Here is a 20,049-nt window from a genome sequence, read left to right on the forward strand (position 1 = left end):
CTCAATAAAGCGCTTGTTTTCGCGCTGTTTACGAACCGGTGTTTTTGCCCCCTCTGTCCCTTGACCTGAGATTATCCGCCAGTGCCCGATCAAGATCGGCCAAATGGCGTTCATCCTTCGGTGGAAACCTTTATGCGCCTTCTCCCTGACGCTTATTGGTTTCTCTCTCCAGAGCCTCTATCCGTGACGGTCCATCTGCCTGAGAGTGTTTATGAGGCATTGCTCCTTCGGCGCCGGGCATCATGCAAGTCGCGTGATATCCGAACTCTCCCGTCACGGTGCGAAATGGCATTTCTGCCACCTCTGAGGTTCACCGTCAGATTGAACACTATCTGTGTCTTTAGACACTGTCAAAAGAACTGGTTTGCATCTGCAAAATTTTCTGTGCCGAATGCTGTTAAGCACCGGTAATCGTGCTAGATTGCCCGTGTAATTCATGTACCTGTCATGCGCGAAGGTTCGCCCACCCTGTTCGCATGGCAGGATTGATGGCGAAATATCCCCTAAGTCACCATATTTACGGGACATTCAGCCTTTTCCTTTATCTGTGGGGTTTATGAACGTGACTGTATCGAATTCCGTAAAGCGCCCGCGCCCTGTGGTGCTGTGCATTCTGGACGGCTGGGGTTATCGCGAAGAAAGCAAGAACAACGCTGTTGCGCTTGCCAACACGCCTGTCTGGGATGACCTTTACGCCAATAATCCGACCGGCTTCCTCAAGGCCTGCGGTCTGGACGTTGGCCTGCCCGAAGGTCAGATGGGCAACTCGGAAGTCGGTCACATGAACCTGGGTGCTGGTCGCGTGGTCATGCAGGAACTGCCGAAAATTGACGAAGCCGTCAAAACCGGCACCATCGGCGAAACCGACACCGTCAAAAAAATCATCGCAAAACTTTCCGATTCCAAGGGCGTTTGCCACATTGCCGGTCTTCTGTCCGAAGGCGGGGTGCATTCCCATCAGGCCCATATGGCCGCCCTTGCCAAAATCGTTGCGGGTGCTGGGGTCCCGGTGAAAATCCACGCCTATCTTGATGGTCGCGATACGCCGCCGAAAAGTGCAGCCAAATTCCTTGAGAAATTCCGCGCCCTTCTTGGTGATGCCAATGTTGAAATCGCAACCATCACCGGTCGCTATTACGCGATGGATCGTGACAACCGTTGGGAACGTGTGAGCCAAGCCTATTTCGCCATGGTTCAGGGCACCAACTATGCCGATGGCCGCACAGCAGAAAGTGCCGAAGCCGCGATTGCCAATGCCTATGCATCGGACACCACCGACGAATTCGTTCTGCCGACCGTGATTGGCGATTATGCCGGCATGAAGGATGGCGACGGCCTTCTGATGACCAATTTCCGCGCCGACCGTGCGCGTGAAATTCTCGCAGCCCTGTGTGCGCCCGAATTTGACGGCTTTGATCGTGGCACCCCGGTGAAGTTCGCGGTTCAGGCCGGTATGGTCGAATATTCGTCCGAACATGCCAAATACATGGATGCGATCTATCCGCCGCAGACCCTGCCAAATATCTTTGGCGAAGTGGTTTCCAAGGCCGGCATGAAGCAGCTGCGCATCGCCGAAACCGAAAAATACCCGCATGTGTCGTTCTTCTTTAACGGCGGCGAAGAACAGGTATTTGAAGGCGAAGACCGCATTCTGGTCGCATCGCCAAAGGTCGCGACCTATGACCTGCAGCCGGAAATGTCCGCACCGGAAGTGACCGAAAAGCTGGTGGCGGCCATCAAGTCGGAAAAATACGACACCATTATCCTCAACTTTGCCAACCCGGACATGGTCGGCCATAGCGGCATCCTTGAAGCAGCCATGAAGGCGGCCGAGGCGGTCGACACCTGCCTTGGCAAGGTGATTGACGCCATCAAATCGGTCGGTGGCGTTGCCTTTGTCACTGCCGATCACGGCAACTGCGAAGTGATGGTCGATCCCGAAACCGGCGAACCGCACACGGCACACACGCTTAATCTCGTTCCGACCATCCTTGTTAACGGTCCGGAAGGGGTAACATTGGAAGATGGCCGTCTGGCCGATGTCGCACCGACCCTGCTGCAATTGCTGGGCGTGCCGCAACCGGCCGAGATGACCGGAAAACCCTTGCTTAAGGGCCTGAAACAGAATGACGCGCTTCTTGCGAGCTAAATCAGCTGCGAAGATCGCCCCGTTTGCCATGACCGCTTTTGCGGTGCTGCTTGCGAACGGGGCAGCGCCTTCTTTTGCCCAATCGCTGCAAAAGGTTGATCAGAAGCTTGATCAACTCGAAAGCCAGCTTTCCGAACAGCAAAAACAGGAAGAATTCCTGTCGCGTAAATCGCGCGAACTCTGGACCGAAGAACAGGCCCTTCAGTCCGAAGCAATTTCGGTCGCCAGACGGACCCAGCGCCTTGAAACCACGCTGACCGATCTGGAAGATCAGCTTGAAACGCTTGAATCCCGTGAAAAGATTGCTGCCACCAGCCTAGAAGACAAGGCTGGGCAATATGCCCGCATCCTGATGGCCCTGCAGCGACTTTCCACCACCCCGCCCGAAGCTGTGATTGCCCTGCCGACCTCGCCGCAGGATACCCTGCGTTCTGCGGTCTTGCTGAAGGCCGCCTTGCCCGGGGTAGAACAACATGCGCGTGATCTGCGCAAGGAACTGGGCGAAATTGCCACCCTGCGTGAAGATATCCGCGAACGCAGAAGCGACTTGGCATCGGCCACCGAGGAACTACAGCAGGAACGCGCGTCCCTTGCCTCCTTGCTTAATGAAAAGCGCCGCCTGCGCGCCCAGACAGAGGCCGAAGCAGAAGAAGCCGCCAAGGCTGTCAGCGCACTCGCCGACGAGGCCAAATCGCTGGGCGAGCTGTTGCGCAATCTGCAAAACCGCGCCGAAGGCCTGCCAAATCCAAGGATGCGTCCGGAAGTCCGCGTGGCTGCGCGCACCGAACCCGATGCAGATACGCTTGGCGCAACAACAATTGCCAGAAATACACCGCCACCGCCGCCCGAAAGCAAGACCGATACGGGCAACAGCAGCAGTGGCGATGCCGACACCAGCGAAGAAGAATTCGCCGTTGGCAGTTCAATTACGCTCGCGCAAGGCAACCTCAGGATGCCTGCCAGCGGTAAAGTGGTTACACTTTTTGGTGAGAAATCACGCGGTCCGGATGGTTTGACCGTAAACCGATCCAAGGGAATTGAGATCAGCACGCGCGCAAATGCGCAGGTTGTCTCACCTTTTGACGGCAAAGTTGTCTTTGCCGGGCCCTTCCGCGGATACGGCCGACTCTTGATTATCGAACACGGCGAAGGATACCATAGCCTTATCGCCGGTTTTGATCGGCTGGACAGTGTGGTAGGACAATATCTGTTGGCGGGCGAACCTGTTGGTATTATGGGTGAAACTTCGCCAAAACTATATCTGGAGATGCGCCAGGACGGGGAAGCAATCAATCCGCTTCCATGGCTGGCCTCGAAAAACGGCAAGGTAAGTGGATGAAAACCTCTCGATTGGCAGTACTCGCACTCGCGACCGGCATGACTTTCGGCCTTGCGTCGCCAGTTTTGGCGCAATCTTCAACCTCCTCGGCGGAGACCTATCGCCTGCTTAATCTGTTCGGCGACGTGTTCGAACAGGTCAAAGGAAAATATGTCGAAGAAGTCGATGACAAACAACTGATCGAAGCGGCCATCAACGGCATGCTGACATCGCTTGATCCGCATTCCTCCTATCTGAACATGGATAATTTCGAGGAAATGCAGGTCGATACCCGCGGTGAATTTGGCGGTCTTGGCATCGAAGTCACAATGGAAGACGGCTTTGTCAAAGTCATCGCGCCGATCTATGACACCCCGGCCGAAAAGGCCGGCCTGCAGCCGGGCGACTTCATTACCCATATTGACGGCACCGCCATTCGTGGCATGACGCTTAATGATGCGGTTGAGATGATGCGTGGCAAGGTCAATACCGACATTGTCCTGACCATCATCCGCAAGGGCGAACAGACGCCGTTTGACGTCACCCTGACCCGTGCTGTGATCAAGATACAGTCGGTACGCGCCGAACCGAAAGACGATATCGGCTATATCCGCATCACCAAATTCAACGAACAGACCTTTAGCGGCCTGCAGCGCGCCATTGCCGACATGCGCGAAGATATCGGCCCGGAAATCAAGGGTCTGGTGATTGACCTGCGTAACAACCCGGGTGGCCTTCTAGATCAGGCGATCTCGGTTTCCGACGCCTTCCTTGATAAGGGCGAGATCGTCTCGACCCGCCCGCGCGACACCCAGAATACCGAACGCTATAACGCACGCACCGGTGATCTGGCCGAAGGCCTGCCGGTGGTTGTGCTGATCAATGATGGCTCTGCCTCGGCATCGGAAATTGTCGCTGGCGCCCTTCAGGATCACCGCCGTGCGGTCATCATGGGCACGCGCAGCTTTGGCAAGGGATCGGTTCAGACCATCCTGCCGATGCCGGGCAACGTCGCCCTTCGCCTGACCACGGCGCGCTATTACACGCCGTCAGGCAAATCCATTCAGGAAGTGGGCATTGTGCCGGACATCATCGTTCCGCAGGCACGTGTCGAGAGCATCGAGGCAGATACCCGTCGTTCGGAAGCATCCCTTAACGGCGCGCTTCGTAACGAGGACGAAGGCATCACCGATGCGGAACAGGACGCAAATTCCCGCCGTGACGAGGCCGAGCAGCTGGCAATTGATGATTATCAGCTGTCGCGTGCGCTTGACATGATCCGGGGTATTTCCCTGTTTGGCCCGCGTCCGAACGGGTAAGGTTGGGCCTGGCATCGTGAAAGACTAGCTGTTCGTGTTCAGGAAAATCCTAAATTCCTTGCCGTTCCGAAAGAAGAAGGACGGCGACATCGACGGGGACATGGCCGATGATCTGGCCGACGACCTTGGCGAGGGGATGACTGACGCCGAAGACGGCGAAGACGTCAATCTCGATGACCTGCCCTTTAACGAACTGCCGATCGAAGTCCAGTTCAAGAAACTGCCCAAGCGGCCGAAATCACGCCGAAGCTGGCTTTCAAAACTGCTGATCATCACCCTGTTCCTCTCGCCCTTCGGGGCGACGGCCGTTGCCATGATCCCCGTACTTGATCCTGAAACCGGCTGGCGCCTGTTCCATGAAGGTAGTCCTGAAACCACAATGACGGTTCCGGGTACCGAGCGCGAACTGCAAGAAGAAATCGCGCGCGGCGTTCAGGACGTGCAGGATCGCGATCGCGCAGCCCAGGAAGCAGCCAACGGCGCAAATGGCGAAGGTCAATCTGCCGAAGATATCGCAGGCAACCTTGATGGCGTGTCCGATCTGATTGGCACGCCGGGAGCGACCGACGGCACCGGCGATAGCGCACCTACGCCCGAAGAACTCGCAGCCCTGATCGAGGAAGAAGGGTCGCTCGACGAGCCGATCGAGCCCGATCCCCTGCGTCCGGCCCCGTTGCCCGGCCTTGACGAAGAAGGCAGCTTTGGCCGCGTTCCGCGTATTGGCGATGATGGCACAACACCATTTGATGCCTATAAGCGCCCGTTTGAACTGCCCCAGGACACCCCGGTTGTTGCGGTGATGCTGACCGGTGTGGGGCTGAATGATCAGCGCACCGAAACCGCCATCAATGATCTGCCGCTGAACATCTCACTGGCGATTTCGCCCTATGCCCGCGATCTGCAAACCGTTGCCCGCGATGCACGCGCGATGGGCCATGAAGTGTTCCTTGAACTGCCGATGGAGCCGGCCGACTTCCCGCTTTCCGATCCGGGCCCGCGCGCCCTTCTGACGTCGCTGTCGGAGGGGGAAAACCTTGTCCGTCTGGAATGGCTGATGGCGCGCTTCCCCGGTTATGCCGGTATGGTCAGCCGTCAGGGATCGAAATTTGGCAGTCTTGATAGCGCCATTCGCCCGGTGATCGAATTCATCTCGCGCACGGGGCTTATGTATGTCGAAGGATCGGGCAGCGGGGTTGCCAGCTACGGCGCACAGTTGGCGGCAAATGCCGGTACACCAAATGCAATCGGCAATGTCATCATTGATGATGTTCCAAGCCGTCGACAGATAGACAGCCGCCTGAGCGAACTGGTCGAGATCGCCAAACGCAACGGGGTCGCGGTCGGGATTGCACAATCCTATCCGGTCACGATCCAGCGCCTGCGCAACTGGGCCTTCCGCCTGCGCCGTCAGGGTGTTGTTCTGGTCCCGGTCAGTGCGATCGCAAGTCAGCAGGTTGCGGCACAATCGGCTGACGAGGCCGAAGCCGCCCGTCAGGAGGCCGAGCAACGCGAACGCGAAGCCATGGCTGAGCAAGCCGCCCAGGAAGAAGAAGCCGAACCCGCCAACACAATCGAGAACTAAGGACAGGCACCCGGCCCAGCCGACCTGTCAGTCAGGAGCAATCATGGCAAAGGCAAAGAAGTCCGATAAACCCAAACAGACGGAAAACGGCACGCCGGATAAAGTCACGGCTGACGACCTTCCGTATCGTCCGTGCGTCGGCATTGCGCTTTTTAATGCCGATGGATTGGTCTGGATGGGCAACCGGTTCGGGTTTGAAGGTGCCTGGCAATTACCGCAGGGCGGGATTGATGATGGTGAAACCCCGATTGAGGCCGCCCTTCGTGAACTCAAGGAAGAAATCGGCACAGACAAGGCTGAAATCGTTGCCGAAACGCCAAACTGGCTGACCTACGATTTGCCTGAACATCTGGTTGGGAAGGCTTTCAAGGGTAAGTATCGTGGCCAGAAGCAGAAATGGATCGCCATGCGCTTTACCGGCAAGGACAAACACATCAACATCGATGTGCCAAACCCGGAATTTGACAGCTGGCGCTGGAACGACTTTGCCACCTTGCCCGATCTGATCGTGCCGTTCAAAAGACCGGTTTATTTGCAAATCGCAGCCGAATTTCATGATGTACCGCAAAGAATTCGTGAAATGGGTCGGGCATAAGACGACGTTTGCGGCTTGATCGCTGCTGAGTTTTCGCTAGATTTAATAAACAGACATTCGGCTTAGAGGAGTTCCAGCATGGGTATGGATCGGTTGATCTTTGGTGTTCTGACCATTGTGGTCGGTCTTTTCGGCCTGTTTTACGCGTCAGGTTCGCACGACGGTTATTCCTATTTCGTCGGCTTGACCGTGTTCATTGGTGCCGTGCTGTTCATGTTCCATCTGATCAAGGGCCACTATGACCAGCTCGAAGCAGCCGATCACTGATCGCTGTTTCTGAAGTAACGTCTATTTGCTGCGCCCCAACCTCTGGTCTGGGGCGCATGTTTTTGTGCCTGCCTCTTCTCAATGCTTCAAACGACTCCCGAAACGCGATAAGACTTCCCCATGAGCAATACACATTGGGACCCTGCCCGTTACGGTTTGTTCGGCAATGAGCGCCTGCGACCGGCCATTGATCTGATTTCACGTTTGCCCAAACCGGCAAGCGGGTTCTCGCCCCGTCATATTGTCGATCTTGGCTGTGGTCCGGGATCGGTTACCGCCCTGCTTGTCGACGCATATGGCGCAAGTGATGGCGAAGGACCGCGCATCACGGGTGTTGATTCATCTGACGAGATGCTCGAAACCGCGCGCAAGCGTTCTGAAAACATCACCTGGCAAAAGGCCGATATCGCCCACTGGCAGCCCGATGAACCGGTGGATTTGCTGTTTTCCAATGCGGCGCTTCATTGGGTGCCCGATCATTCGAAGCTTTTCCCGCGCCTTCTTGAACATGTCCGCCCTGGCGGCATGATCGCCATTCAGGTGCCCAACAACTTCCTCGCCCCCAGTCATCAGCTGATCGGCGAAGCCGGCATGGACTGGCGCAAGGAAGTGGCCACAGCCATGCATGCGGCCCGCATCATGCGCCCGGGTGATTATTTCGATGTTCTGGCCCCGGTCTGTGACGAGGTCGATCTTTGGCAGACGCAATATTGCCATGTCCTGACCGGTCCGGATGCCGTCTATAACTGGACGAGTTCGACCATCCTGCGTCCGGTCATGGATGCCCTGCCCGATGACGAGGCACGCGAAAAATTCACCGCGAAATACAAGGAACGCCTTAATCAGGTCTATCCGTCCCGCGATGACGGACGTACCCTGTTTCCGTTCAATCGCCTGTTCATGATCGCACGCAAAAAATCCACGTAACGACCAGAACCAGACATCCCTGACAAGGAGCACACCATGGCCGATTTTCGCGAACATTTCGTCAAATGCTGTGGCTATGAAGTGCATGTCAGGGCGTGGGGTGATCCGGCCAATCGACCGCTTCTGATGATGCACGGGCTTGCTCGTCTGGCCGATGACTTTGATCATGTCGCGCCGCATTTCACCGACAAATATTATGTGCTGTGCCCATCCATGATCGGGCGTGGTTTTTCCGGTTGGGCCAGTGATCCGGATGCGGAATATACCGTGCCCTTCTATGTCGCGCAGATGTTTGAACTGCTTGATCATTTCAACATCGACACCTGCGACTGGATCGGCACATCGATGGGCGGGCTTATTGGCCTTTATGCGACAACCGAGGTCGCCGGACGCATCGAAAGGCTGGTGCTAAATGATATCGGCCCGGAACTTGATCCCGATGCGGTCGCACGCATCAAATCCTATGTCGGGGCGGCACCTGAATTTCAAACAATTGACGAAGTCGAACAGCTCGTCCGGCTTGTTTATGCATCCTTCGGGGTGGCTGATGACGCCACCTGGGCGTTTTTGGCCTCGCGATCGGTCCGCCGTCTGCCGAATGGCAATTTCATGATGCATTACGACCCGGAAGTCATGCGGGTCTTTGCCGAACATATTGATAAGTTTGATGCATGGGCCGAATTTGAAGCCCTGCCCTGCCCGGTCATGCTGATCAGCGGCGAGCAATCCGACCTTATTCCCAAGGCGATTGTCGAGAAGATGAAACAGAAAAAACCGGAAATGCCGGTTTTTGCAGTGGCGAACTGCGGGCACGCTCCCCACTTAAATGATAAAGCGCAAATCGACGCAATTCGGGACTTTCTGAGCAAGAGCATATCCTGACCGGCCAAAGGCCGAAAAAAGGCAGGATCAAGTCACGCCTGAAATCCCCGTCCGTCATAAACCCAGCGATATTTGCCGCGCGCCAAGAACGCGGCACGGGTTTAACGGTTGTTGGTTGGGACCGACAAAATCAAACCATTCAAGCGTCCGGGACGGGACGCAGTCTGGCTGTTGCCTCGAATTTTGTGGTTGTTCAATCACCTGTGGGAACAGGCGACATGACAAAGCTGCATTGGTTAGATTGGCTAAAAAGACACCGGACCGTGACGTTTCTGACGACCTTGCTTTTCGCAGGTCTGGCTCAGAACCCCAGTCTATTGGCTCAAACCATTGAAAATGCGCCGACGTCAAAACCCGGGATACAACTGGTTCCCGGCGGCTCGGCCTTTGGCCCCGGTGGTATTTCATCAACGGTGCCGCACGGCTTTGATCAGAGCTTCACCCCTTCGTCACGCTATGGCATTGCACTTGCTCCCACACCAACCGATCCCGAAAACACATCGCAATACTGGCTTGAATTTGGCGGCGTTCCGCGCACGGATCGCGGCATGAATGCGCAGATCGGGCTTGGCTATTCGCCATCCCCTGACCTTGGGTTTACGGTCGGTCCGTTTCTGGATCTGGATGCCGCAACGCCGGGCAATGTCGGCATTTACCAGACCGACCGGTTTGGCGCCCAACGCCGCATTCGCCCGGGCTTCGGTGGTTCCGGGACGGGTGATGCGCATGATGCCGGGCTTGCAGGGTCGCTATCCTATATGCCGCTTGAAGATATCTGGATCGGCCTGCATGGGTCGGTTTCGCGCGATCTGACACCCCGTAATTCAGAAGACGGTCTGCTTGATGGCATTGATGCCATGCTGGGCCTGACCGCACGGTATCGGATCGAATTCTGATCTTGCGCGGGCCGGGCAGTTCTGTATGACTGGCTTCTGAGGTCAGGACCGATTAACCTGATCCAAGGAAACCCAAGGGGACATTCAGACGCGCATGAGCCATTCGCTTCCACCAGAACATGCTGTGCTTGGCGCACCATTTGATGCCTGTAACGATCTGGCCGCGGCGAAAAACGCCAATCTCTATCGCGCGGCCATGCGTCTTAGCCCGGAACGCCAACGATTCTTTCTGGCTGCCTATGCCTCAATGCGCGTGATTGACGATATCGTCGATGACGGGTTCCTTGAACTGCCTGATGCCCAGCGTGACGCCGAACGCGAAACCGTTCTTGAAACCGTTCATCAATGGCAAGCTCAGGTCATGGCGGCCAAGGCCGATATGGACAATCCGATGCCCGAAGGCGGCCCGTTGACCGGTGCGGTTTATGACGCGCTCCGCCTTACCCTTGGCCGCAGTGACCTTCCCGCTGATCCGTGGATCGAACTGGCCGATGCGCTTCATCGCGATATCGCCGAAGAACCGATGGATGAATGGGACGATTTCATCGCCTATTGCGAAGGGGCGACGGCTGCACCGGCATCGATCTTTGTTTATCTGCTGTCAGCACGGCATGATCCGGAAATAGGCTATACCTCGCCGCTGACCAATCCGCCACTTTATCACGCGCGCGATATGGCGATCTTTTGCTATATCATTCATATCCTGCGCGACCTGCCCGAAGACATCAAAGGCCCGGACCGCCTCGTCACCATCCCGTCCGAAATGCTGATTGCCGCCGACATCACCCTTGGCGAAATCCGCAATGCGATCGGTCAGGGCAAATATGATGATCTGGACTACCTTGGCAAAATCCTGCTCGAACACGCTTGGGAGCATTTTGAAACCGGTCAGGCCCGATCCAGTGAATTGCTGTCGGTTCTTGATACAGACGAGGCCGATACGCTATCGCGCCTCTTCACCGTCTATATCGAACTGGCCGGTGCGATGACTGAAAACGGCTATGCCGCGTTCCTCAAGGACCGCGATGCCATTATGCAAAGCACCGCGCAAAACAGCCTGCCCGACGTCAAAAAGGATTAGGGTCCGGGGCCTTCCCGAACCCACCAAAAGAAAACCCCGCCAGTTTGGCGGGGTTTGTCGTTTTGCATCAAATGCGACAGGCTTAGCTCGCGCGAAGTGCTGCCACACCCGGAAGGGTTTTGCCTTCAAGCCATTCAAGGAAGGCCCCACCAGCCGTCGAGACATAGGAAAATGCCTGATCAGAATCGGCATGGCGCAGGGCTGCGACCGTATCACCGCCACCGGCAACCGACAGAAGCTTGCCTGCCTTGGTCAGTTCTGCGGCATGCTGGGCGACCGAAACGGTTGCGGTATCAAATGGCGTGATTTCAAACGCACCAAGCGGACCGTTCCAGACCAGCGTTTCACAAGACTCGAGACGCTTGTTCAGATCGACAATGGTTTTGGGCCCCGCATCCAGGATCATGCCGTCTGCGGCAACGTCATTGATGTCGGCAACATCATGCGGTGCGTTGGCGGCGAATTCCTTGGCAACCAGACCATCAACCGGCAGAACAATTTCGCAATTGGCAGCTTCGGCCTTTTTGAAAATCTCGCGCGCGGTTTCAAGCAGGTCATGCTCACACAGCGACTTGCCAACATTCACACCCTTGGCCGCCAAGAAGGTATTGGCCATGCCACCGCCAATCACCAGCTGATCAACCTTGGCAACCAGATTGCCCAGCAGATCAAGCTTGGTGGAAATCTTGGCCCCGCCGACAATCGCCATCACCGGATGTTTCGGCGCTTCAAGCGCATTGCCAAGCGCTTCGAGCTCTGCCTGCATCAGACGGCCGGCATAGGCCGGAAGCGCACGTGCCAGACCCTCGGTCGAGGCATGCGCGCGGTGCGCACAAGAGAACGCGTCATTGACATAAACGTCACCAAGTTTCGCGAGCTCGGCCACGAAGGCCGGGTCGTTCTTTTCTTCTTCGGCGTGATAGCGCAGGTTTTCCAGAAGGGCGATTTCGCCATCTGCAAGGCTGTTCACAACGCTTGCCGCCGCATCACCAATGCAATCATCAGCAAACTTCACCGGACGGCCCAGCTGCTTGGCAAGCGCTTCGGCAACCGGTTTCAGGCTCATTTCCGGAACGCGGGCACCTTTCGGGCGGCCGAAATGGGTGATCACCACCAGTTTCGCCCCGGCATCTGCCAGTTCGATCAGGCCCGGTACGGTGCGGTCGATACGAGTCGTATCACCCACAACACCATCCTTCATCGGAACGTTAAGATCAGCGCGCAGCAAAACGCGCTTGCCAGCGACATTGACACCGTCAAGCGTATTGAAGTCAGCCATTATCTGAACCTGCTTTTGAGTTTCACAAAAGACGGGATTGGGTGTCCCGACATGGATTGAACCAAATCCTGATGCGCCCTGTTTTGCCCGATCAGCGCCGGGGACGCAAGGATGGATGGACTCCGCAAAAATACGGGCCGGAAAACCGCAAACGCCATCAAACGGCGCACGGTTTTCGAAATCAGATCAGTGATGCCCCAACAGGGACGCGTGCAAAAAGCCCGAGAAACTGGTCGCCACCGGACCGGTCATCAGGACGTGATCATCGGGCAGCCATTCAATGGTCAGCGGACCACCATCAAGGATCACTTCAACCTTGCGTCCGGTCAGGCCACGGCGCGCGGCCGCAACACCCGCCGCACAGGCACCGGTGCCGCACGCACGGGTTACCCCGACGCCACGTTCCCAAACCCGCATGCGCAGTGTGTTTTCGTCAATGATGCTGCAAACCTCGATATTGGCGCGTTCCGGGAACATTTCATGATGTTCAAGCACCGGCCCCAGCTTTTCGATATCAATCGCCTCGGCATCATCAACAAAGAACACCCCGTGCGGGTTGCCAACATTGACCCCGACCGCATCCGAAAGCGGACCCAGCGAAAGCGGAATGTGATTGGTATCGACCGCTTCGGACAGCGGAATATCACGCCAGTCCAGCTTGACCTGGCCCATATCAACCGTCACCCGACCATCGGCCAGACCATTGGCATCAAGCAATCCAACAACGGTTTCGATGATGACTTCCTTGCGGCCCAGTTCGCCCATAATCACATTGGCGACACAGCGCGTGGCATTGCCACATGCCTCGACCTCGCCGCCATCATTGTTGCGGATGCGCATAAAGGCATCGGCCAGATCATCGCGTGCCGGCTCGATGACGATCAGCTGATCACAGCCAACACCGGTCTTGCGGTCGGCAATGCGGGCCGCGGTCGCGTTATCAAGTTCAAGCACAGCGGGATCGCGTCGTCCGTCAAAGACAACGAAATCATTTCCCAGACCATGCATTTTGACAAAAGGAATACCGTTCATACCCGCCTTATAATCCTGAATGCGCAACGCGTCCACAGGTGGAATCCCCGATGGATAGGGGATTCATGCAACGATGATAGATCAGAACGGAAAGGAACTCGAAGGTAACTTAGGCCGACATGCGCGGGGCTGCCGGGGCGCAATAACGCACCTTGCTTGGCGCATAGCCCGAACGCGCGAAATAGGTCCTAAGGCGGTCGTCCGGTTCACCAAGCGAGACATAGACATTGCTGCATTCATGCACACGCGCAAGGCGGGACATGGCATCACGCATCGCATCCAGCACATAGTCGCCCGACACGATTTCAACCGCCATGACGTTGTCGACATGCAAAACAAGGCCATCGGTCATGTCATCGCGAACATAATAGGAAAACAGGCCGTGGATATAGCCGCGCTCGTTGGCAATCACGATGATGCCCCGCTGGCGCTGCCAGAGGATGTCATCGGCGTCGGCTTTGGCCCCGACAGAGTCCTTTGCCACCGGCATGCAATACTGATCGACGAATGCACGCCAACGATCAAATGACATGTCGACTTTCAACATCTGAACCAACGGATAGGTCATATCCGCGGTCTGTGCTGTAAGTGGAAGTGACTTATAGGCTTCTGACATGATCCTGCCCTCTAGAATTTATCAGATCATGCCGGAAATAATTCGCGCTCACCTTGATGTGCATCAACACCTTTTAAGGGTTTGGCGCGCATAAACACAGCCAGTACAGAAGTACCCATCCGAAGGGCCAACACGTTTCCTCCGATTGAATTTCTGACGGGTTAGCAAGCCAATATTGACGTAGGTCAATGGCTTTCGGACGAACAGTCCGCATACTCATCGAACGAATTAGGAAACCTCGCCCGGAATAACGCGCCGCGACATTGAGCCAAGGCGCATTTTGGGTGGGGCTTTTTGTGCAGGTGAACCGAAGATCAAGAAAGGTCGTCGGTTCATCAGGACTATTGAAACTGCCCAAGAGGGTTTTGGGCAGTTCACCCGACCACCTTGAACGGGAGTCAAGTATGAGCCAGGGGAGCATGGCACAGGCAGCATCGCCTTCAGTTGCTGTCGATTATAATATGGACGTTGTGCGCTGGGCCGCACTTGCGACCGTATTTTGGGGAGTAGTCGGATTTTTGGTGGGTGATGTCATTGCATGGCAGCTCGCCTTTCCGGTTCTCAATTTTGATACCGAGTTTCTGAACTTCGGACGTCTGCGTCCGCTACACACCTCGGCTGTGATCTTTGCCTTCGGCGGTAACGCGCTGCTGGCAACGTCATTCTATGTGGTACAGCGCACCTGCCGTGCACCGCTTTATGGCGGTCGGGCACTTCCGGCGTTCGTGTTCTGGGGTTACCAGCTGTTCATCGTCATGGCCGCGATCGGCTATGTCACCGGCACCACGCAGGGTCGCGAATATGCCGAACCGGAATGGTTCGTCGATATCTGGCTGACCATTGTCTGGGTTGGTTATCTGGCGATGTTCGTCGGTACCCTGCTCAAACGTAAAGAGCCGCACATCTACGTTGCGAACTGGTTCTATCTGGCCTTTATCGTAACCATTGCGATGCTCCATCTGGGCAACAACCTGGCCATTCCGGTCTCGTTCATGGGCGCGAAATCCTATTCGATGTTCTCTGGCGTGCAGGATGCGCTGACCCAGTGGTGGTACGGCCACAACGCTGTGGGCTTCTTCCTGACGGCTGGCTTCCTCGGCATGATGTACTACTTCATTCCGAAACGTGCCGAACGTCCGGTTTATTCCTATCGCCTGTCGATCATCCACTTCTGGGCGCTGATCTTCCTGTATATCTGGGCTGGTCCGCACCACCTGCACTACACCGCACTTCCTGACTGGGCACAGACCCTTGGCATGACCTTCTCGATCATGCTGTGGATGCCGTCATGGGGCGGGATGATCAACGGTCTGATGACGCTTTCGGGCGCTTGGGACAAACTGCGCACTGACCCGGTTCTGCGCTTCATGGTGGCTGCTGTCGGTTTCTACGGCATGTCGACCTTCGAAGGCCCGGTCATGTCGATCAAGGCGGTCAACGGCCTGTCGCACTACACCGACTGGACCATTGGTCACGTGCATTCCGGTGCGCTTGGCTGGGTTGCCTTCGTATCGTTCGGTGCGATCTACTTCCTGATCCCGGTCCTTTGGAACCGTGAACGCCTGTACTCGATGCGCCTCGTTGCTCATCACTTCTGGCTCGGCACCATCGGGATCGTTCTTTACATCACCTCGATGTGGGTTTCGGGGATCATGCAGGGCCTGATGTGGCGCGCCTATGACGAGCTTGGCTTCCTGCAGTATTCCTTCATCGAAACTGTCGAGGCAATGCATCCCTACTACATCATTCGTGCAACTGGTGGCCTGCTGTTCTTGCTGGGTTCGCTGCTGATGGTCTGGAACGTCTATAAGACCATCAAGGGTGACCTCCGTAACGAAGCACCGATCGGCACACCTGCAACCGTTGCAGCCGAATAAGGGGGGAAACAGAGATGCTTCTTAAAAAACACCATATCGTAGAGAAGAACGTCTTCTTTCTGATCCTTGGTATCTTCATGACCATCATCATCGGCGGTATCGTTGAAATCGTACCGTTGTTCACGATGGAACAGACCATTGAGAAAGTAGAAGGTGTCCGTCCTTATTCGCCGCTCGAACAGGCCGGTCGTAACATCTATATCCGCGAAGGTTGCTATAACTGCCATTCCCAGCAGATTCGTCCGTTCCGTGACGAAGTCGAACGTTATGGCCATTACAGCCTTGCAGCAGAATCGATGTATGACCATCCGTTCCAGTGGGGTTCAAAACGTACCGGTCCGGATCTGGCCCGTGTTGGTGGCAAATACTCCAACGCATGGCACGTTGCCCATATGATTGACCCGCGCGCTGTTGTGCCGGAATCGATTATGCCGGGCTATCCGTTCCTGGCGGAACGCAAACTGAATTTCGATGACGCTCAGGCACATCTCGAGACCCTCAAACTGGTAGGTGTTCCCTACACAGACGAGATGATCGAGGCGGCCAAGGCAGACCTTTACCTGCAGGCCAGCGAGGATGCGGCCTATGACGATGATTTCCTCGCGCGCTACCCGAATGCGGCAACAGGTGATTTTGACGGCAACCCGGCAGAGCTGACTGAAATGGATGCGCTTGTCGCATACCTGCAGGTCCTTGGTCGGATGGTCGACTTCACCACCTACAACCCGCAGATGAACCTGCGCTAACGCTAGGGGATCGTCATGGAATTCTTTACGCAACTCGCTGACTTTTTCCGCCCTCTGTGGGGTTTGTGGCTGATGCTGCTGTTCGGCGCGATTATTGCCTGGGTCATGTGGCCTAGCAAAAAGCGCAACCAGGACATGGAAGCACATGCGCAGATCCCCTTCCGGGATCAGGATTGAGGGGAGAACAGAGCAATGTCGACTAAAGTCGAGAAAGATCAGGTATCCGGAACAGATACCACCGGTCACGAATGGGATGGCATCAAGGAACTCAACACTCCGCTGCCTTCCTGGTGGGTCTATGTCTTCTGGATCACCGTCATCTGGTCCGTTGGTTACTGGGTGGTTTACCCGTCCTGGCCGACTGCCAATGATTATCTCAAGGGTATGTTTGCGACCACCAACCGTACCCAGCTGCACGAAACCATGGCCAATGTTGCGGCCGAACGTGCACCTTACATGGAACGTCTGGCAGCCCTGGATGTCTCGGAAATCACCAATGACAGTGAACTTCTGAACTTCTCCATGGCTGGCGGCAAGGCGGTCTTCGCCGACAACTGCGCACCGTGCCATGGCACCGGTGGTTCGGGTAACCCGGGCTTCCCGTCGCTTCAGGACGATGCGTGGCTTTGGGGCGGTACGCTTGAGGCGATCAACGAAACACTGCATGTCGGTGTACGTTGGGATGCCAACGAAGATACCCGCTTCAACGACATGCCGGCTTTCGGTCGTGATGAACTGCTTGAACGTGACCAGATCGAAGATGTGGTTCAGTACGTTCTTGCCTTCACCGATCGTGCAACCGACACCGCTGCTGCGGATCGTGGTGCGGTCGTCTTTGAAGAAAACTGTGCATCCTGCCACGGTGAAGATGCCAAAGGCATTCAGGATCTCGGTGCACCGAACCTGACCGATGCCATCTGGCTCTATGGTGGTTCGAAAGAAACCATCACCGAAACGGTCATGAATTCCCGCCGCGGCGTCATGCCGGCATGGGGTGGCCGTCTGGACGAAGAAACCATCAAAATGCTGACGGTTTATGTCCACTCACTTGGTGGCGGCCAGTAAGCCAACATTTCCGAAAAAGGCCAGTGATCACAGATCACTGGCCTTTTTCTTTTTCAGCCCGTTTTTACGGGCCTCCTGATCTTGCGGTTTGTCCGACACATTTCATACGAATATGCGCGATTAAATTGACATGTGTCATGGTGTCTATGCCGGGCCTCTCGTATTTTCTGCCTGAGATTTGAATAATTAGAGTTTGCCCTGCAAAGCTGCCAGAAACCCAACTTCTCCTGACAGCCTAACCTTCAAAGCGACTGGCGGGTCCGTCCCGCACAGAGAGCAGTCGCAAGGTTCAGAGCAACAACCAGGTAGCGAAAATGGCCATGTCCAATTTGCAGCATTCCGAAGTCCCCCCGCAGGCTAATCCGGACCTTTCGCACGAGGCGGAAGAAGACGAAATCCCGCTTTATAAAAAGCGCGACAAAGTCTATCCGAAACGCGTATCCGGACGGTTCAGAAACCTCAAATGGTTTGCTCTGATCGCCCTTCTTGGCATCTATTGGGTCGTGCCCTGGCTGCGCTGGGACCGTGGGGCAAGCGCCCCGGATCAGGCTGTTCTGATCGACATGGACCTTGGCCGCGCCTATTTCTTCTTTATCGAAATCTGGCCGCAGGAAGTCTATTACATCACCGGCATCCTGATCATGGCGGCTGTCGGGCTGTTCCTGGCGACCTCGCTGTTCGGGCGTATCTGGTGTGGCTATGCCTGCCCGCAGACGGTCTGGACCGACCTGTTCATGCTGGTCGAACGCTACATTCAGGGTGACCGTAACGCCCGTGTCCGCCTCGACAAGTCGAAATGGACCTTTGAAAAAATCTGGAAAATCAGTGCAACGCATCTGGCATGGATTGCGATTTCGCTGGCGACTGGCGGTGCTTTTGTTCTGTATTTCCACGACGCACCGACGGTGATGGTCGATATCTTCACCGCCAATGCATCGTACGGCACCTATGTCACGATCGCGTTCCTGACCGGCTCGACCTATCTTCTGGCCGGCTGGGCGCGTGAACAGGTTTGCACCTATATGTGCCCGTGGCCGCGCTTCCAGTCTGCCATGCTTGATGATGAAAGCATGATTGTCACCTATGAAAGCTGGCGTGGTGAAACACGTGGTCCGCTCAAACGTAAGAACCTTGTGCGCGGCGAAGTGCCGGAAACCGGCCACTGCATCGATTGCCATGCCTGTGTGAACGTCTGCCCGACCGGCATTGATATTCGCGATGGCCTGCAGCTTGAATGCATTGGTTGTGGTCTGTGCATCGATGCCTGTAACGAGATGATGGACAAGGTCGGCTTCCCGCGGGATCTGGTGCGCTTTGACTCCGTCCAGAACTCCCAGCTTCGTTCGCAGGGCAAGGCAACCCGCGTGCGCATCATTCGCCCGCGCACCATCTTCTATTCGGTGCTGCTGGTGATCATTGCATCGGTGATGATGTTTGGCCTGGCCAACCGTTCGGTCCTTGAACTCAATGTTCTGCGTGACCGCAACCCGCTGTTTGTTGCCCTGTCGAACGGTGACGTACGCAACGGTTACACGCTTAAGGTCCTGAACAAGGAACAGGCTGAAAAAACCTATGTCCTGTCCCTTGAAGGGATCAACGCGACGGATCTTCAGATCATTGGTCTGACCCCGAACCAGGACGGCACCTATGATCTGGATGTGGCCCCTGACCGGGTCGGCAGCTTCCGCGTCTTTGTAGCAGCAAGCCCCAAGGCACTTGATGGTAAATCGACACCGTTCGAATTCACGGTGACCGATAAGGAAACCGGCAACACCGAAACTTATGATACAGTGTTCGCCGGTCCGGAAAACGACCGCTGATCGCAAAAGCGTTTCAGTACAGGAGACAAGAAATGGCAATGCAGATGACATCACCTTCCACAAATCAGAATGGCCCGCGTAAATCGGACCGCTGGATTCCGTGGTATTTTGTCGGTGGCTTCGCCGTCATGCTGATTGCCAATATCTCGCTGATCACGTTTTCAATGACCAGCTGGAATGGCCTTGTGACCAAGCATGCCTTCGAAGAGGGCAACAACTATAACGCGGCCATTTCCGGTGCCGCCCGCCAGGAAGAACTTGGCTGGCGCAGCAAGCTGAGTGTCGATGGTGTCATTAATCAGAATGGCACCATCACCATCCTTTTCCGTGACAAGGACTCCAAACCAATCACGGGTGCCAAGATGTCTGTCATGATGTCGCGTGCCGATCGTGATGACCTCGATGCCACCATCCCGATGGCGGAAATCGCTCCGGGTGAATACCGTGCAAGTGCCTCCTTCCCGGTTTACGGGCGTTGGCAGCTGCGCACCGTCGCCAATGCGATGGGTGATGATTATCAGACCGTCGAGTATGTCGTCGTAAATCCATGAACGCCCCCCTTCAGTCCTGTCGCCATTGCGGCGAGCCGGTGACAGCC

The 20,049-nt window shown here is 55.9% G+C and carries 19 protein-coding genes and 2 riboswitches; of the genes, 16 read left to right on the plus strand and 3 right to left on the minus strand.

What is annotated here, in order from left to right:
* Positions 1–51: 51 nt before the first annotated feature.
* Positions 52–174, minus strand: a riboswitch (glycine riboswitch).
* A 3-nt stretch (positions 175–177) separates the two neighbouring features.
* Positions 178–283, minus strand: a riboswitch (glycine riboswitch).
* 273 nt (positions 284–556) lie between these two features.
* The 10 genes from gpmI to CMO10_RS02175 all read left to right on the plus strand — a co-directional run bounded on the left by gpmI (position 557) and on the right by CMO10_RS02175 (position 11,016).
* Positions 557–2,149, plus strand: coding sequence for a 2,3-bisphosphoglycerate-independent phosphoglycerate mutase (gene gpmI / locus CMO10_RS02130; protein ID WP_297018667.1), 1,593 nt, complete (start codon positions 557–559; stop codon positions 2,147–2,149).
* A gap of 28 nt (positions 2,150–2,177) precedes the next feature.
* Complete coding sequence (locus CMO10_RS02135; RefSeq protein ID WP_297018668.1) at positions 2,178–3,488, plus strand: murein hydrolase activator EnvC family protein; 1,311 nt, start codon at positions 2,178–2,180, stop codon at positions 3,486–3,488.
* On the plus strand, positions 3,485–4,786 hold the full coding sequence (locus tag CMO10_RS02140) for a S41 family peptidase (protein WP_052657436.1): 1,302 nt from the start codon (positions 3,485–3,487) through the stop codon (positions 4,784–4,786). Before CMO10_RS02135 ends, CMO10_RS02140 begins: the two co-directional genes overlap by 4 nt.
* A gap of 58 nt (positions 4,787–4,844) precedes the next feature.
* Positions 4,845–6,368 carry a divergent polysaccharide deacetylase family protein gene (locus CMO10_RS02145; protein WP_297018669.1) on the plus strand — a complete coding sequence of 508 codons (1,524 nt, stop codon included), beginning with the start codon at positions 4,845–4,847 and terminating at the stop codon, positions 6,366–6,368.
* Between the two features lie 43 nt (positions 6,369–6,411).
* On the plus strand, positions 6,412–6,963 hold the full coding sequence (locus tag CMO10_RS02150; protein WP_297018670.1) for an RNA pyrophosphohydrolase: 552 nt from the start codon (positions 6,412–6,414) through the stop codon (positions 6,961–6,963).
* 78 nt (positions 6,964–7,041) lie between these two features.
* On the plus strand, positions 7,042–7,230 hold the full coding sequence (locus tag CMO10_RS02155; RefSeq protein ID WP_044827183.1) for a hypothetical protein: 189 nt from the start codon (positions 7,042–7,044) through the stop codon (positions 7,228–7,230).
* A 120-nt stretch (positions 7,231–7,350) separates the two neighbouring features.
* Positions 7,351–8,157 (plus strand): methyltransferase domain-containing protein, encoded by an 807-nt coding sequence (locus CMO10_RS02160; RefSeq protein ID WP_297018671.1) that lies wholly within the window; start codon positions 7,351–7,353, stop codon positions 8,155–8,157.
* A gap of 36 nt (positions 8,158–8,193) precedes the next feature.
* The gene (locus CMO10_RS02165) at positions 8,194–9,039 is read left to right on the plus strand and encodes an alpha/beta fold hydrolase (RefSeq protein WP_297018672.1); all 846 of its coding nucleotides are present in this window, start codon (positions 8,194–8,196) and stop codon (positions 9,037–9,039) included.
* A 317-nt stretch (positions 9,040–9,356) separates the two neighbouring features.
* Entirely contained in the window at positions 9,357–9,935 is a 579-nt protein-coding gene (locus CMO10_RS02170; protein ID WP_297018673.1) for a hypothetical protein, read from the plus strand.
* A gap of 94 nt (positions 9,936–10,029) precedes the next feature.
* Positions 10,030–11,016, plus strand: a complete 987-nt coding sequence (locus CMO10_RS02175) for a squalene/phytoene synthase family protein (protein WP_297018674.1) — start codon at positions 10,030–10,032, stop codon at positions 11,014–11,016.
* Between the two features lie 82 nt (positions 11,017–11,098).
* Here the strand turns inward: CMO10_RS02175 and CMO10_RS02180 are convergent, their stop codons facing one another.
* The 3 genes from CMO10_RS02180 to CMO10_RS02190 form a co-directional block, all read right to left on the minus strand.
* The gene (locus CMO10_RS02180; RefSeq protein WP_297018675.1) at positions 11,099–12,295 is read right to left on the minus strand and encodes a phosphoglycerate kinase; all 1,197 of its coding nucleotides are present in this window, start codon (positions 12,293–12,295) and stop codon (positions 11,099–11,101) included.
* A 186-nt stretch (positions 12,296–12,481) separates the two neighbouring features.
* The gene (gene dapF / locus CMO10_RS02185; RefSeq protein ID WP_297018676.1) at positions 12,482–13,327 is read right to left on the minus strand and encodes a diaminopimelate epimerase; all 846 of its coding nucleotides are present in this window, start codon (positions 13,325–13,327) and stop codon (positions 12,482–12,484) included.
* A gap of 109 nt (positions 13,328–13,436) precedes the next feature.
* On the minus strand, positions 13,437–13,943 hold the full coding sequence (locus CMO10_RS02190) for a hypothetical protein (RefSeq protein WP_297018677.1): 507 nt from the start codon (positions 13,941–13,943) through the stop codon (positions 13,437–13,439).
* Between the two features lie 419 nt (positions 13,944–14,362).
* Here CMO10_RS02190 and ccoN point away from each other — a divergent pair, with 419 nt between their 5' ends.
* From ccoN to CMO10_RS02220, 6 genes are all read left to right on the plus strand, one after another.
* A complete protein-coding gene (gene ccoN, locus CMO10_RS02195; RefSeq protein ID WP_044827328.1) occupies positions 14,363–15,820 on the plus strand; it encodes a cytochrome-c oxidase, cbb3-type subunit I in 1,458 nt (485 codons plus the stop codon).
* A gap of 14 nt (positions 15,821–15,834) precedes the next feature.
* Complete coding sequence (gene ccoO / locus CMO10_RS02200; RefSeq protein ID WP_044827190.1) at positions 15,835–16,566, plus strand: cytochrome-c oxidase, cbb3-type subunit II; 732 nt, start codon at positions 15,835–15,837, stop codon at positions 16,564–16,566.
* A 15-nt stretch (positions 16,567–16,581) separates the two neighbouring features.
* Positions 16,582–16,743, plus strand: coding sequence for a cbb3-type cytochrome c oxidase subunit 3 (locus tag CMO10_RS02205; protein WP_082049488.1), 162 nt, complete (start codon positions 16,582–16,584; stop codon positions 16,741–16,743).
* A 15-nt stretch (positions 16,744–16,758) separates the two neighbouring features.
* Positions 16,759–17,631, plus strand: coding sequence for a cytochrome-c oxidase, cbb3-type subunit III (ccoP, locus tag CMO10_RS02210; RefSeq protein WP_044827191.1), 873 nt, complete (start codon positions 16,759–16,761; stop codon positions 17,629–17,631).
* Positions 17,632–17,945: 314 nt separating this feature from the next.
* The gene (ccoG, locus tag CMO10_RS02215; RefSeq protein WP_297018678.1) at positions 17,946–19,451 is read left to right on the plus strand and encodes a cytochrome c oxidase accessory protein CcoG; all 1,506 of its coding nucleotides are present in this window, start codon (positions 17,946–17,948) and stop codon (positions 19,449–19,451) included.
* A 32-nt stretch (positions 19,452–19,483) separates the two neighbouring features.
* Entirely contained in the window at positions 19,484–20,002 is a 519-nt protein-coding gene (locus tag CMO10_RS02220) for a FixH family protein (RefSeq protein ID WP_044827193.1), read from the plus strand.
* Positions 20,003–20,049: the final 47 nt, after the last annotated feature.

Origin of the sequence: Thalassospira sp. (assembly GCF_002709775.1) — a bacterium.
Classification (GTDB): domain Bacteria; phylum Pseudomonadota; class Alphaproteobacteria; order Rhodospirillales; family Thalassospiraceae; genus Thalassospira.